The sequence below is a fragment of the Streptomyces sp. NPDC030798 genome (genome assembly GCF_055572275.1).
In genome coordinates this window covers 174,989-189,815 of sequence record NZ_JBVIDR010000002.1, presented here as the reverse complement: position 1 = coordinate 189,815, position 14,827 = coordinate 174,989, and the positions used below count along the sequence as shown (strand labels likewise).

Here is a 14,827-nt window from a genome sequence, read left to right as displayed (position 1 = left end):
CATGGACCACCGTCTCAGCCCCGAGCTGGAGGAACTCCGCCGTACGGTGGAGGAGTTCGCCCACGACGTCGTCGCGCCGAAGATCGGCGACTTCTACGAGCGGCACGAGTTCCCCTACGAGATCGTCCGCGAGATGGGCCGCATGGGCCTGTTCGGGCTGCCGTTCCCGGAGGAGTACGGCGGCATGGGCGGCGACTATCTGGCCCTCGGCATCGCACTGGAGGAGCTGGCCCGGGTGGACTCCTCGGTGGCCATCACCCTGGAGGCCGGGGTCTCGCTGGGCGCCATGCCGCTGCACCTCTTCGGGACGGAGGAGCAGAAGCGTCAGTGGCTCCCCCGGCTCTGCTCCGGCGAGATCCTGGGCGCGTTCGGTCTGACGGAGCCGGACGGCGGCAGCGACGCCGGCGCCACCCGGACGACGGCCCGGCTGGACCCCGACACCGACGAGTGGGTGATCAACGGCACCAAGTGCTTCATCACCAACTCGGGCACGGACATCACGGGGCTGGTGACGGTGACCGCCGTGACCGGCCGCAAGCCGGACGGCAGGCCGCTGATCTCGGCGATCATCGTGCCGGCGGGCACGCCCGGCTTCACGGTCGCCGCCCCCTACTCCAAGGTCGGCTGGAACGCCTCCGACACCCGCGAGCTGTCCTTCGCCGACGTCCGGGTGCCCGCCGCCAACCTGCTCGGCGAGGAGGGCCGGGGCTACGCCCAGTTCCTGCGCATCCTGGACGAGGGCCGTATCGCCATCGCCGCGCTGGCCACCGGTCTGGCGCAGGGCTGTGTGGACGAGTCGGTGAAGTACGCCAAGGAACGCCATGCCTTCGGCAAGCCGATCGGCGCCAACCAGGCCATCCAGTTCAAGGTCGCCGACATGGAGATGAAGGCCCACACCGCCCGTCTGGCCTGGCGCGACGCGGCCTCCCGCCTGGTCGCCGGCGAACCCTTCAAGAAGGAGGCGGCCCTGGCCAAGCTGTACTCCTCCACGGTCGCCGTCGACAACGCCCGCGACGCCACCCAGATCCACGGCGGCTACGGCTTCATGAACGAGTACCCGGTGGCCCGCATGTGGCGCGACTCCAAGATCCTCGAGATCGGCGAGGGCACGAGCGAGGTCCAGCGGATGCTGATCGCCCGGGAGTTGGGCCTGACGGGCTGACAGGACCCGGCCGGGCGAGGCGCCCACTGGACAACTACTGAGGTTAGGCTAACCTACCTTGGAACTTGTCCGGCGGGCGTCCCGCCCCGGTCGAAAGCAGTCATGCCCATGTTCCATGCCCGTGCCACCCACCCCACTCGCCGCGGCCTGCTCGTCGCGGGCGGCGCCCTCGGACTCGGCGCCGCGCTCGCCGCCTGCGGGAAGGAGAAGGGCACCAACGAGGGTTCGGGCGAGGGAGCGAAGGCCGGCACGTCCGGCCCCTGGTCCTTCAAGGACGACCGCGGCACGACCGTGAAGCTGGACCGGGTGCCCGCGAACATCGTCGCGTTCACCGGCGTCGCCGCCGCGCTGTACGACTACGGCATCCAGGTGAAGGGCGTGTTCGGCCCGACGAGGACCAAGGACGGCAGGGCCGACGTCCAGGCCGGCGACATGGACGTCAGCAAGGTGACGGTGCTCGGCAACGCCTGGGGCCAGTTCAACATCGAGAAGTACGCGGCCCTCGCGCCCGACGTGCTGGTCTCCACCATGTTCGACGCCGCCGGCACCCTCTGGTACGTCCCCGAGGAGTCCGCGAAGAAGATCGCCCAACTGGCCCCCGGTGTCGGTGTGTCCGTCTACGACCGTCAGCTCACCCAGCCGCTGCAGCGCATGTGGGAGCTGGCCGAGTCGCTCGGCGCGGACATGAAGGCGGCGAAGGCGACGGACGCGAAGAAGCGGTTCGAGGAGGCCGCCGCCCGGCTGCGCGCCGCGGCGAAGGCAAAGCCCGGCATCAAGGTGATGGCCGGTTCCGCGAGCGATCAGCTCTTCTACGTCTCCGGCACCAACCTCTCCGTCGACCTGGAGTACTTCAAGGCCCTCGGCGTGAACTTCGTGGAGCCGCCGGAGAGCGCCAAGAAGCAGGGAAGCGGCTGGTACGAGTCGCTGAGCTGGGAGAACGTCGACAAGTACGCGGCGGACATCATCATGATGGACGACCGCAGCTCGGCGATCCAGCCGGCCGACATCACCAAGGCCACCTGGAAGAAGCTGCCCGCGGTGAAGGCGGGGCAGGTCATCGCCCGGTCGCCGGAGCCGATCCTCTCCTACGACAAGTGCGTGCCGTTGCTGACGAGTCTGGCGCAGGCGCTGGAGAAGGCCAAGAAGGTCGCGTAGGCCTGCGCAGAAGGAGCCCCCCATGACCACCGCCGTAGTCACCCCGTTCCGGTTCTTCTCCCTGCACGTCGTACGGACCAGGCGGCTCGGGCCGTCTTTGGTGCGGGTCACCTTCGGTGGGCCCGATCTGCACGCCTTCGAGTCCCTCGGGCTCGACCAGTCGCTGTCTCTGTTCCTGCCGCAGCCCGGGCAGCGCGAGCCCGTGGTGCCGCTCGAGTTCGGCGACGGCTGGTGGCAGGCGTGGCGTGAACTGCCCGACGACGTGCGGGCGGTGATGCGCTCGTACACCCTCAGGGCCCTGCGCCGCGATCCCGACGAGATCGACATCGACTTCGCGCTGCACGGCGTCGAACCCGGTGCCGCGGGCCCCGCGGGGCCCGCGTCGCGGTGGGCGGCCCGGGCCGCCGCCGGAGACCGGGTGCTGCTGCTCGGCCCGGCGATCGCCGACAACCGCGCGGTCCGCTTCCGTCCGCCGCAGGACACCGACCTGGTCGTGCTGTGGGGCGACGAGACCGCCGTACCGGCCGCGACCGCGATCCTGGAGTCACTGCCGGCCGGTACCCGGGTCCGGGCCTGGCTGGAGGTGCCGCACGCCGGGGACATCCAGGACGTCGCCACGGAGGCGGACGCGGAGATCGGCTGGCTCGTGCGGCACGACGGGGCCCCCATGGCCGTCGATGCCGTACGGGCCGCTCGACTGCCCCTGGCCGAGCGGCCGTACGTGTGGATCGCCGGGGAGTCCGGGCAGGTCAAGGCGCTGCGCCGGTACTTCGTCGGGGAACGCGGGGTGGACCGGCGGCGGGTGACGTTCGTCGGGTACTGGCGGCAGGGCATGACGGAGGAGCAGCTCAGGGCCGCGGAGTAACCCCGCCCGCGTGACACCGGTCATGGAACACCCATGCCGTGATCCAGAAAACTTAGGTTAGGCTAACCTAAATTCATTCCCTCGCACGGTCAGTCCCCTCGGAGGACCCCCACATGCGCTCGCACCTGCTCAATGGCCTCACCGCGGAGCACTACCGCCGCTCCGTGACCGAAGGAGTCGAGCGGGTGGCGGCCAAACTCGCCACCACCGACCGTCCGTTCACCGGCGTCACCGCCGACGCCCTCACCCCCCGCATCGGCGCCATCGACCTCGACCGGCCCCTCGGCGACACCACCGCCGCCCTGGACGAGCTGGAGGACGTCTACCTCCGGGACGCGGTCTACTTCCACCACCCCCGCTACCTGGCCCACCTCAACTGCCCCGTCGTCATCCCGGCGGTGCTCGGCGAGGCCGTGCTCTCCGCCGTCAACTCCTCCCTGGACACCTGGGACCAGTCGGCCGGCGGCACCCTCATCGAGCGCCGGCTCATCGACTGGACGGCCCGCCGGATCGGACTCGGGCCCGCCGCCGACGGCGTGTTCACCTCCGGCGGCACCCAGTCCAACCTCCAGGCGCTGCTGCTCGCCCGCGAGGAGGCCAAGACCGACGACCCGGCCCGGCTGCGGATCCTCGCCTCCGAGGTCAGCCACTTCAGCGTGAAGAAGTCGGCCAAGCTGCTCGGGCTGGGACCGGACGCCGTGGTCACCGTCCCCGTCGACCACGACAAGCGGATGCAGACCGTCGCCCTCGCCCACGAGCTGGAGCGCTGCACGAGGGACGGCCTGGTCCCGATGGCCGTCGTCGCCACCGCCGGCACCACCGACTTCGGCTCCATCGACCCGCTGCCGGAGATCGCCGGGCTGTGCGCCCAGTACGGAGTGTGGCTGCACGTGGACGCCGCCTACGGCTGCGGGCTGCTGGTCTCCCCCACCCGCCGCGCTCTCCTCGACGGCATCGAGCACGCCGACTCGGTCACCGTCGACTACCACAAGTCCTTCTTCCAGCCGGTGAGTTCCTCCGCCGTCCTGGTCCGGGACGCGGCCACCCTGCGGCACGCCACCTACCACGCCGAGTACCTCAACCCGCGCCGCATGGCCGAGGAGCGCATCCCCAACCAGGTCGACAAGTCCCTGCAGACCACCCGCCGCTTCGACGCCCTCAAACTGTGGCTCACCCTGCGCACCATGGGCGCCGACGGCATCGGGCAGCTCTTCGACGAGGTCTGCGGCCTGGCCCGGCAGGCCTGGCGGACGCTCGCCGCCGACCCGCGCTACGACGTGGTCGTCGAGCCCGCCCTGTCCACCCTCGTCTTCCGCTACGTCCCGGCGCCCGTCACCGACCCGGCCGAGGTCGACCGCGCCAACCTCCACGCCCGCAAAGCCCTGTTCGCCTCCGGGGATGCCGTGGTCGCGGGCACCAAGGTGGGCGGTCGCCACTACCTGAAGTTCACCCTGCTCAACCCCGAGACGACACCGGCCGACATCGCCGCCGTCCTCGACCTGATCGCCGGCCACGCCGAGCAGTACCTGGGAGAGTCCCTTGACCGCGCTTGCTGACGCCCGCCGCATCCATGACGTCGTGGGGATCGGGCTCGGCCCCTTCAACCTCGGCCTCGCCTGCCTGACCGAGCCGATCGCCGAACTGGACTGCGTCTTCCTGGACTCCAAGCCGGACTTCGAGTGGCACGCCGGCATGTTCCTCGACGGCGCCCACCTGCAGACCCCGTTCATGTCCGACCTGGTCACCCTGGCGGACCCGACGTCGCCGTACTCCTTCCTCAACTACCTGAAGGAGAAGGGCAGACTGTACTCGTTCTACATCCGCGAGAACTTCTACCCGCTGCGCGTCGAGTACGACGACTACTGCCGCTGGGCGGCCGGCAAGCTGAGCAGCGTCCGGTTCGGCACGACGGTCACCGAGGTGACGTACGAGGACGGGCTGTACGCCGTCCACACCGGGTCCGGCGGGACGTACCGCGCCCGGCACCTGGTCCTCGGCACCGGCACGGTCCCCTTCGTGCCGCCGGCCTGCCGGGGGCTCGGCGGGGACTTCCTGCACACCTCCCAGTACATGCACCGCAAGGAGGAGCTGCGGGCGAAGAAGTCCATCACGATCGTCGGCAGCGGACAGAGCGCCGCGGAGATCTACTACGAGCTGCTCGCCGAGATCGACGTCCACGGCTACCAGCTCAACTGGCTCACCCGCTCCCCGCGGTTCTTCCCGCTGGAGTACACCAAACTGACCCTGGAGATGACTTCCCCGGACTACGTCGACTACTTCCGCGCGCTTCCCGAGGAGACCCGCTACCGGCTGGAGAAGCAGCAGAAGGGCCTGTTCAAGGGCATCAACGGCGATCTGATCGACTCGATCTTCGACCTGCTCTACCAGAAGAACGTGGAGAGCGGCGACCGCCCGGTCCCCACTCGCCTCCTCACCAACTCCACGCTCGAGCAGGCACGCCACGAGGACGGGATCTACCGGCTCGGCTTCCACCAGGACGAGCAGGGCAAGGACTTCGAGATCCGCACCGAGGGCCTCCTGCTGGCCACCGGCTACCACTACGAGCCCCCGGCCTTCCTCGCGCCGGTCCGGGACCGCCTCCGCTTCGACGGTCACGGCCGCTTCGACGTCGCCCGCAACTACGCCGTCGACGTCACCGGCCGGGGCGTCTTCCTGCAGAACGCCGGTGTCCACACCCACAGCATCACCAGCCCCGACCTGGGCATGGGCGCGTACCGGAACGCGTACATCATCCGCGAACTGCTCGGCACCGAGTACTACCCGGTCGAGAAGACCATCGCCTTCCAGGAGTTCGCGGTATGACCTTCACCTTCCGAGCCGTCGACCCCCTGCGGGACGCCGAGCTGCTGCACGGCTGGGTCACCCACCCCAAGGCCGCGTTCTGGATGATGCAGGACGCGCGGCCGGAGGAGGTCGAGCGGGCCTATCTGGAGATCGCGGCGGACGAACACCACAGCGCGCATCTCGGGCTGCGGGACGCGGAGCCCGTCTTCCTCATGGAGCGGTACGACCCCGCACACCGCGAGCTGGCCGGGCTGTACGAGGCGCGGCCGGGAGACGTCGGCATGCACTTTCTCGTGCCGGCGACCGACACGCCCGTCCACGGGTTCACCCGGTCCGTCATCACCGCCGTGATGGCCCATCTGTTCGAGGATCCCGCGGTACGGCGGGTCGTGGTCGAGCCGGACGTGCGCAACAAGGCCGTACAGGCGCTGAACGAGGCCGTCGGGTTCGTGCCCGAGCGTGAGATCCAGAAGCCGGAGAAGAAGGCGTTGCTGAGTTTCTGCACCCGTGAGGGGTTCGAGAAGGCGGTGTCCGCATGAGCATCACCGACGCCGTGGCCCATCTGTCCCCCGAGCGCTGGGCGACCGCCGACCGCCTGCTGATACGCAAGGCGCTCGCCGAGTTCGCCCACGAGCGCCTGATCACCCCCGAGAAGGAGGGCGACCGGTACGTCGTCCGCAGCGACGACGGGCTGACCGCCTACCGGTTCTCCGCCGCCCGCCGCGCCCTCGACCACTGGCAGGTCGACGCCGGCTCGATCACCCGGCACCGCGACGGCGCCGAACTCCCGCTCGCCGCCCTGGACTTCTTCATCGAGCTGAAGGTGTCGCTGGGCCTGAGCGACGAGATCCTGCCGGTCTACCTGGAGGAGATCTCCTCCACCCTCTCCGGCACCTGCTACAAGCTCACCAAGCCCCGCGTCACCTCCGCGGAGCTGGCGGGCAGCGGCTTCCAGGCCGTCGAGACCGGGATGACCGAGGGCCACCCCTGCTTCGTCGCCAACAACGGGCGGCTGGGGTTCGGCGTCCACGAGTACCTGTCGTACGCCCCGGAGACCGCGAGCCCGGTCCGGCTGGTCTGGCTGGCCGCGCACCGCTCGCGGGCCGCGTTCACGGCCGGGGTGGGGATCGCGTACGAGTCCTTCCTGCGGGAGGAGCTGGGCGAGCCCACGCTGAACCGTTTCCACGAGACGCTCACCGGCCAGGGCCTCGACCCCGCCGACTACCTCCTCATCCCCGTCCACCCCTGGCAGTGGTGGAACAAGCTCAGCGTCACCTTCGCCGCCGAGGTGGCCCGCCGGAACCTGGTGTGCCTCGGAGAGGGCGACGACGAGTACCTGGCCCAGCAGTCCATCCGGACCTTCTTCAACCGCTCGCACCCGCACAAGCACTACGTCAAGACGGCCCTGTCCGTCCTCAACATGGGCTTCATGCGCGGCCTCTCGGCGGCGTACATGGAGGCCACCCCGGCGATCAACGACTGGCTGGCCCAGCTCATCGAGAACGATCCCGTCCTGAAGTCGACCGGGCTCACGATCATCCGGGAACGGGCGGCCGTCGGCTACCGGCACCTGGAGTACGAGCAGGCCACCGACCGCTACTCGCCCTACCGCAAGATGCTGGCCGCGCTGTGGCGGGAGAGCCCGGTGCCCTCCCTGCAGGAGGGCGAGTCCCTGGCCACCATGGCCTCGCTGCTGCACGTGGACCACGAGGGCGCCTCCTTCGCGGGCGCGCTGATCGCCCGCTCCGGCCTGACGCCCACCGAGTGGCTGCGGCAGTACCTGCGGGCGTACTACACCCCGCTCCTGCACAGCTTCTACGCCTACGACCTCGTCTTCATGCCGCACGGCGAGAACGTGATCCTGGTGCTGCGGGACGGGGTCGTCCGGCGGGCCGTCTACAAGGACATCGCCGAGGAGATCGCGGTGATGGACCCGGACGCCGACCTCCCGCCGGAGGTGCGCCGGATCCGTGTGGAGGTCCCGGAGGACAGGAAGCTCCTGTCCCTCTTCACGGACGTCTTCGACTGCTTCTTCCGCTTCCTGGCGGCGAACCTGGCCGCCGAGGGCATCCTCGACGAGCACGACTTCTGGCGCACGGTCGCCGAGGTCACCCGCGAGTACCAGGAGTCCACCCCCGAACTGGCCGACAGGTTCGCCCAGTACGACCTGTTCACCCCCGAGTTCGCCCTGTCCTGCCTCAACCGGCTCCAGTTGCGCGACAACCGGCAGATGGTGGACCTCGCCGACCCGGCGGGCGCTCTGCAGCTCGTGGGCACCCTGAAGAACCCGATCGCCGGGTTCTGACACCTCCCTGACGGACGGGCACCCCGGAGCACGGTCCTCCGGGGTGCCCGTCGGCCGCGGTCGGCCGGTCAGCCGGTCGGCCAGGGGACCTGGGGCGACCTGTAGTAGGTGATGCCGAGGGCGTCCCAGCGTGGGGCCTGGGCGGCCAGACGGGTCCGGTAGTGGTCCCAGTCGTGAGTGGCGGCCGGGGACCAGCCCAGTTCGGCGGCTCCGGGGAGGCGGGGGAAGGCCATGTACTCGATGTCGGCGGAGTTGGTGAGGGTCTCCGACCACAAGGGCGCCTCGACGCCCCGGACGGCCGACGCAGGGGCGCCGGGGAGGTAGGCGCCGGGGTTCCAGTCGTAGGAGCGCCTCACCTCCACCAGGCCCGCCCACTTGGTGCCCAGCCGGGTGGTGGCGGTGTACTTCATGTCGAGGTAGACCCGGTCGGCCGGGGACAGGATCAGTCCGGTGCCGTTCTGGGCGGCCTTGGCGACCTGGGCCTTCTCGGCCGCGCTCGTGCCGTCCAGGCCCCAGTACTGGGCGAGGGCGCCCTGCGCGGGGGTGGCGCCGGTCAGCTGGTGCCAGCCGATGACCGTCTTGCCGTACTGGGCGACGATCGGCTGCACGCGGTCCATGAACCGCACGTAGTCGGCGTGGCTGGTGGAGTGCGCCTCGTCGCCGCCGATGTGCAGATAGCGGCCGGGGGTGAGGGCGGCCAGCTCGCGGATCACGTCGTCGGCGAAGTCGTACGTCACCTCCTTGGGCACGCACAGCGAGCTGAAGCCGACGCCGGTGCCGGTGTACAGCGGGGGTGCGGTGCCGTCGCAGTTCAGCTCGGCGTAGGAGGCGAGGGCCGCGTTGGTGTGGCCGGGCATGTCGATCTCGGGGACGACCTCCAGGTAGCGGGAGGCGGCGTAGCGCACGATCTCCTGGTAGTCGGCCTTGGTGTAGGAGCCGCCCCTGCCGCCGCCGACCTGGGTGGAGCCGCCGTAGGAGGCCAGGCGCGGCCAGGAGTCGACGGCGATGCGCCAGCCCTGGTCGTCGCTGAGGTGCAGGTGCAGTTCGTTGACCTTGTAGAGGGCCAACTCGTCGATGTACCGCTCGACCTGGCCGACCGTGAAGAAGTGCCGGGAGACGTCCAGCATCGCGCCGCGGTAGCCGTAGCGGGGCCGGTCCTCGATCGTTCCGCCCGCGATGCGCCAGGGGCCGCTCTGCCGGCTCCTCTTCTCGACGGAGGCCGGGAGCAGCTGGCGCAGGGTCTGCACGCCGTGGAAGAGGCCGGCGGGGGCGCTCGCGGTGATGGTGACGCCCGGCGCGCCGCTGCTGATCCGGTAACCCTCGGCGCCGTACGTGCCGTCGGCCAGGTGCAGCCGGATGCCGCCGGTGCCGCCGTCGGTGACCGGCAGCCGGTAGCCGGTGGACGGGCGCAGAATGCCGGCGAGGTACTCGCCGATCGCGCGGACCTCACCGGAGGCGGAGGGGTCGAGGCGGATGCGGGTGGTGGAGGTGACGCGGTACGGCCGGCCGCCCGGAAGGACCGAGGCGGGCGCCGGGATCACCCGGTCCAGCGGGGTCGCGGCCAGGGGCTGCGGGGCGGGCGCCGCGCCGACGGCGGTCACGCCGGCCGCCGCCACCAGCAGCAGGGATCCGAGGACGCGGGACAGTCGGGGAGTCGTGCTGTGGTTCCGTCTCACATGCGCTCCCTTCAGGATTGGTAAAGACCACTCTCCCGCAGATCCGGTGAAACAATCCCCGCATGGCGGAAATCATCCAGAAGGACGGTACCTGGACCTTCGACGGCGACGCCCTGCGGCTCACTCCCGGCCGGGACAAGAGCGTCAGCCCGGTGCGCCGGGAGCTGGGTGAACTCGTCGTACCGCTGGGCGCGTTGGCCGGTGTGTCGTTCGAGCAGGGCAAGCGGGCCGGGCGGTTGAGGCTGCGGCTGCGCGACGGCGCCGACCCGCTGCTGCTCGCCACCGGCGGCCGGCTCACCGAGCCCCATGACCCCTACCAACTGCCGGTGGAGTCCGACCGGTACGGGGTCGCCGAGTACTTCGCGGACGAGGTGCGGGGCGCACTGCTGCTCGAGGGGGTCTCACCGGAGCCGGTCACCGAGTACCTGCTGCCCGGTCCGTCGGTGCCGCTGACCGCCTCCGCCGGGGACGGCACGGCGGGTTTCGACGGTGAGCGGGTGCGCCTGGAGTGGAACTGGAAGACGGAGGACGCCAAGGCCGCCACCGGGCCCCGGACGATCCCGCTCGACGAGATCACGGGCGTGCGGTGGCAGCCGGCGGCGGGGATGGAGAACGGACATCTGCGCTTCACCGTGCGCGGCGCCCCCGCCACCACGCCGGCCAAGTACGACCCCCACGCCGTGGAGTTGTGGGGCTTCAAGAGGGACCCGCTGATGGCGCTGGTCGCGGCCGCCGTCCAGGCCCGGCTGCCGCACCCCTCGGCCGCGGCGGCCGGGACGGAGGTACGGCCGGAACCCGTGCCGCTCGCCGAGGAACCGGCGGCCGAGGACGATCACGATGCCCTGCTGCGGCGCCTGCGCGAGCTGGGCGACCTGCATCGCGACGGCGTGCTGACGCCCGAGGAGTTCACCCTGGCCAAGCAGGCGGTCCTCCGCCGCATGTGAGGACCGCCCGCCCGACCCCTGTGCGGCGCTCGTACGCGGCGCCGACGGGGGTGCTACTTCGCCCGGCGGGACACCGTGAAGTGGTCGATGCGGTCGCCGGTCTCGGCGATGCCCGACACCGTCAGGGTGGTGTGCCGGCCCTTCGGCGCGGGCGTGACGTCCACGCGCAGGAAGGAGTAGTCCAGGTACCGCACCCGGGACCAGGCGACGGTCTCGTTCTGCTTGCCGTCCTTGAGGTTGACGAAGGAGGCGACGGAGTCGACCTCGTGCTCGTGGCCCTCGTAGGAGTCCGGGGCGGAGAAGGCGTACAGGCTGCGGCCCGCCGCGCCGGCCGTGACGTACACCACACCCTCGGTCTCGGGGTAGGCGGTGCCGCCGATCGGGAGCTTCTTGGCGACCTGGCCCGCCTTGATGACGTCGGTGCGCTCGTACTGGTGGTTGTGGCCGTTGATGACCAGGTCCACGGTGTACTTCTCGAACAGCGGCACCCACTCCTGGCGCACGCCCCCCTCCGAGGCGTGCGCGGTGGAGGTGCAGTAGGCGCAGTGGTGGAAGAAGACCACGACGAAGTCGACCTCCTTCGACGCGCGGTGCTTCTTCAGCTGGGCCTCGAGCCACTTGGTCTGCGTTCCGCCGGATATGCCCAGGTTCGCCGGGATCTCGTAGGAGATGTCGTTGGCGTCCAGGGAGATGACCGCGGTGTTGCCGTAGACGAAGGAGTAGACGCCGGGGAGGTTCTTGCGGTCCGGGCCGTTGTCGGGGAGGGTCCAGCGGGCCTCCTCGCCGCCGTAGCCGTGGGGCGCGTACCAGGCCTCCATGTCGTGGTTGCCGTAGGCCGGCATCCAGGGGACCTGCTTGGCGACCGACTCGGTCTGGGCCAGGAACTGGTCCCAGGTGCGCGAGTCGAAGCCGGTGTCGGCGGTCTGGCCGGAGCCGGACGGGTCGCCGTAGGCGATGTCGCCGGCGTGCAGGTGGAAGGCCGGGTTCTGGCCCAGGATCAGGGCGTTGTTGGCCAGGCCGTGGTAGCCGACACCCTCGTCCCCGAAGGCGGTGAAGGTGAACGGCTTGCGGTGCGCGGGGGCGGTGGTGAAGGTGCCCAGGGTGCCCAGCAGGTGCGGCTCGGCCGGGTCGAAGCCCTGGTGGCCGACGCCGTAGTAGTAGGTCCGGCCCGGGCGCAGGTGGGTCAGCTTGGCGTGCAGGTAGTACTGGGTGTGGTCGCCGCTCGCGCCGACGCCGGCCGGGGTGTACAGGGTGCGCACCTCCGCCTCGATCTTGCGGGAGAGGTCCCACGGGTGGGCGCCGACGCGGATGAAGGGCTTCTTCACCGCGACCGGGACCTGCCAGGAGACGGTGATCTCGGTGCGCGGGTCGTTGCCCCACGCCAGGTGGCGGCCGAAGGGGGCGACGAGGGAGCCGTCGACCGACTCGGCGGCGGATGCGGTGCTCCGGATCGGCGCATCGGCCCGGGCGGTGGCGCCCGTCACGAACGCGCCACCCGTGACGGCGCCCAGGGTGACGGCGCCACCCCTGATCATGGTGCGCCGGGAGAATCTGGCGCGCAGGTACTCGTGCTGCTCGGCCATGCTCATGCGCTCGGCCAGCTTCTCCGGTACGCCCATACGAGGAATGTCCATGGCGTCTGAAACTCGCCTGTACGGGCAACGGGACGCGAGACACCGGATGGACGGCTCGCAAACAGCGCCCCACAAGAGATCCAACAGCCCGCTGCCCGGAATCGGGCAGGATTCTTGCGAAACTGCCGCTCGTACCCCAGGATCTACCGGGTGCACGAGGAACTTGTCGATCACCTGACGCGGTCCACGCCCCTGAGCAGGGGCGAGGCGCTGCGGGTGGTGCAGGACGTGCTCGCCTACTTCGACGAGACGACGCAGGACTACGTCCGTCGCCGCCACCGCGAACTGCAGGCCCACGGCCTGACGAACGAGGCGATCTTCGAACGGATCGAGGCGGACCTGAAATACCGGGCGGTGGCGCCGCCGGAGCTGACGCTCAGGCAGCTGCGCCGCATCGTGTACGGCTGAGAAGACTGAGAGATACCTATATATGTGCGGAATTGTCGGATACATCGGGAAGCGTGACGTGGCTCCGCTGCTGCTCGAGGGTCTGCAGCGCCTGGAGTACCGCGGCTACGACTCCGCGGGCCTCGTGGTCACCTCCCCGAAGACGGCCGGCCTGAAGATGGTGAAGGCCAAGGGCCGGGTGCGCGACCTGGAGGCCAAGGTCCCGGCGCGCTTCAAGGGCACCACGGGCATCGCCCACACCCGCTGGGCCACCCACGGCGCCCCGTCCGACGTCAACGCCCACCCGCACATGTCGGCCGACCACAAGGTCGCGGTCGTGCACAACGGCATCATCGACAACGCCGCCGACCTGCGCCGCAAGCTGGAGGCGGACGGCGTCGAGTTCCTCTCCGAGACCGACACCGAGGTCCTCACCCACCTCGTCGCCCGCTCCCAGGCGGAGACCCTGGAGGAGAAGGTCCGCCAGGCGCTGCGCCTCGTGGAGGGCACGTACGGCATCGCCGTGATGCACGCCGACTTCAACGACCGCATCGTCGTCGCCCGCAACGGCTCGCCGGTCGTCCTCGGCATCGGCGAGAAGGAGATGTTCGTCGCGTCCGACATCGCCGCGCTGGTCACCCACACCCGGCAGATAGTGACGCTGGACGACGGCGAGATGGCCACCCTCAAGGCCGACGACTTCCGCACCTACACCACCGAGGGCACCCGGACGAGCGCCGAGCCGACCACCGTGGAGTGGGAGGCGGCGTCGTACGACATGGGCGGCCACGACACCTACATGCACAAGGAGATCCACGAGCAGGCCGACGCCGTGGACCGCGTGCTGCGCGGCCGCATCGACGACCGGTTCTCCACCGTGCACCTCGGCGGTCTGAACCTGGACGCCCGCGAGGCGCGCCGGATCCGCCGCGTGAAGATCCTCGGCTGCGGCACCTCGTACCACGCGGGCATGATCGGCGCCCAGATGATCGAGGAGCTGGCCCGCATCCCCGCGGACGCCGAGCCCGCCTCCGAGTTCCGCTACCGCAACGCGGTCGTCGACCCCGACACCCTGTACGTCGCGGTCTCCCAGTCCGGTGAGACGTACGACGTGCTCGCCGCCGTGCAGGAGCTCAAGCGCAAGGGCGCCCGCGTCCTCGGCGTGGTCAACGTGGTCGGCTCCGCGATCGCCCGCGAGGCCGACGGCGGCATCTATGTGCACGCCGGCCCCGAGGTCTGCGTGGTGTCCACCAAGTGCTTCACCAACACCACGGTCGCCTTCGCCCTGCTCGCCCTGCACCTCGGCCGCACCCGCGACCTCTCCGTGCGCGACGGCAAGCGGATCATCGAGGGCCTGCGCAGGCTGCCGCGGCAGATCACCGAGATCCTGGACCAGGAGGAGGAGATCAAGAAGCTGGCGGAGAGCTACGCCGACGCCCGTTCGATGCTCTTCATCGGCCGCGTCCGGGGCTACCCGGTGGCCCGTGAGGCCTCCCTGAAGCTGAAGGAGGTCTCGTACATCCACGCCGAGGCCTACCCCGCCTCCGAGCTCAAGCACGGCCCGCTGGCCCTGATCGAGCCGGCCCTGCCCACGGTCGCGATCGTCCCCGACGACGACCTGCTGGAGAAGAACCGCGCGGCCCTGGAGGAGATCAAGGCCCGCAGTGGCAAGATCCTCGCGGTGGCCCACCAGCACCAGGAGAAGGCGGACCAGACGATCGTCGTCCCGAAGAACGAGGACGAACTGGACCCGATCCTGATGGGCATCCCGCTCCAGCTCCTCGCCTATCACACGGCGCTGGCCCTCGGCCGCGACATCGACAAGCCGAGGAACCTCGCGAAGTCGGTGACGGTGGAGTAACCCTCCGGGGACAGCAGAACGGACCCCTGCGTG

12 protein-coding genes are annotated in these 14,827 nt (G+C 70.3%); 10 read left to right on the top strand and 2 right to left on the bottom strand.

Annotation, left to right across the window (positions count from 1 at the left end; all coding sequences use genetic code 11):
- Position 1: 1 nt before the first annotated feature.
- The 7 genes from ACZ404_RS05400 to ACZ404_RS05370 all read left to right on the top strand — a co-directional run bounded on the left by ACZ404_RS05400 (position 2) and on the right by ACZ404_RS05370 (position 8,292).
- Positions 2-1,162 carry an acyl-CoA dehydrogenase family protein gene (locus tag ACZ404_RS05400; protein ID WP_468437143.1) on the top strand — a complete coding sequence of 387 codons (1,161 nt, stop codon included), beginning with the start codon at positions 2-4 and terminating at the stop codon, positions 1,160-1,162.
- Positions 1,163-1,270: 108 nt separating this feature from the next.
- Complete coding sequence (locus tag ACZ404_RS05395; protein ID WP_468436160.1) at positions 1,271-2,317, top strand: ABC transporter substrate-binding protein; 1,047 nt, start codon at positions 1,271-1,273, stop codon at positions 2,315-2,317.
- Positions 2,318-2,339: 22 nt separating this feature from the next.
- Positions 2,340-3,182 (top strand): siderophore-interacting protein, encoded by an 843-nt coding sequence (locus tag ACZ404_RS05390; RefSeq protein WP_468436158.1) that lies wholly within the window; start codon positions 2,340-2,342, stop codon positions 3,180-3,182.
- Positions 3,183-3,295: 113 nt separating this feature from the next.
- On the top strand, positions 3,296-4,738 hold the full coding sequence (desA, locus tag ACZ404_RS05385) for a lysine decarboxylase DesA (RefSeq protein WP_468436157.1): 1,443 nt from the start codon (positions 3,296-3,298) through the stop codon (positions 4,736-4,738).
- A complete protein-coding gene (locus ACZ404_RS05380; RefSeq protein WP_468436155.1) occupies positions 4,722-6,005 on the top strand; it encodes a lysine N(6)-hydroxylase/L-ornithine N(5)-oxygenase family protein in 1,284 nt (427 codons plus the stop codon). Before desA ends, ACZ404_RS05380 begins: the two co-directional genes overlap by 17 nt.
- On the top strand, positions 6,002-6,526 hold the full coding sequence (locus ACZ404_RS05375; protein WP_468436153.1) for a GNAT family N-acetyltransferase: 525 nt from the start codon (positions 6,002-6,004) through the stop codon (positions 6,524-6,526). The genes ACZ404_RS05380 and ACZ404_RS05375 overlap by 4 nt, the downstream gene beginning before the upstream one ends.
- Complete coding sequence (locus tag ACZ404_RS05370; protein WP_468436151.1) at positions 6,523-8,292, top strand: IucA/IucC family protein; 1,770 nt, start codon at positions 6,523-6,525, stop codon at positions 8,290-8,292. Before ACZ404_RS05375 ends, ACZ404_RS05370 begins: the two co-directional genes overlap by 4 nt.
- A gap of 68 nt (positions 8,293-8,360) precedes the next feature.
- On the opposite strand, the gene ACZ404_RS05365 is transcribed toward ACZ404_RS05370, so the two are convergent.
- Positions 8,361-9,968: a beta-N-acetylhexosaminidase gene (locus tag ACZ404_RS05365; RefSeq protein WP_468436149.1), complete on the bottom strand. Its 1,608-nt coding sequence runs from the start codon at positions 9,966-9,968 to the stop codon at positions 8,361-8,363.
- 62 nt (positions 9,969-10,030) lie between these two features.
- On the opposite strand from ACZ404_RS05365, the gene ACZ404_RS05360 reads away from it, so the two are divergent.
- Positions 10,031-10,912 carry a DUF4429 domain-containing protein gene (locus tag ACZ404_RS05360; protein WP_468436147.1) on the top strand — a complete coding sequence of 294 codons (882 nt, stop codon included), beginning with the start codon at positions 10,031-10,033 and terminating at the stop codon, positions 10,910-10,912.
- 53 nt (positions 10,913-10,965) lie between these two features.
- Here the strand turns inward: ACZ404_RS05360 and ACZ404_RS05355 are convergent, their stop codons facing one another.
- A complete protein-coding gene (locus ACZ404_RS05355; protein ID WP_468437141.1) occupies positions 10,966-12,531 on the bottom strand; it encodes a purple acid phosphatase family protein in 1,566 nt (521 codons plus the stop codon).
- Between the two features lie 165 nt (positions 12,532-12,696).
- Here ACZ404_RS05355 and ACZ404_RS05350 point away from each other — a divergent pair, with 165 nt between their 5' ends.
- Complete coding sequence (locus tag ACZ404_RS05350; protein ID WP_468436145.1) at positions 12,697-12,954, top strand: hypothetical protein; 258 nt, start codon at positions 12,697-12,699, stop codon at positions 12,952-12,954.
- Positions 12,955-12,976: 22 nt separating this feature from the next.
- A complete protein-coding gene (gene glmS / locus ACZ404_RS05345; RefSeq protein WP_468436143.1) occupies positions 12,977-14,794 on the top strand; it encodes a glutamine--fructose-6-phosphate transaminase (isomerizing) in 1,818 nt (605 codons plus the stop codon).
- Positions 14,795-14,827: the final 33 nt, after the last annotated feature.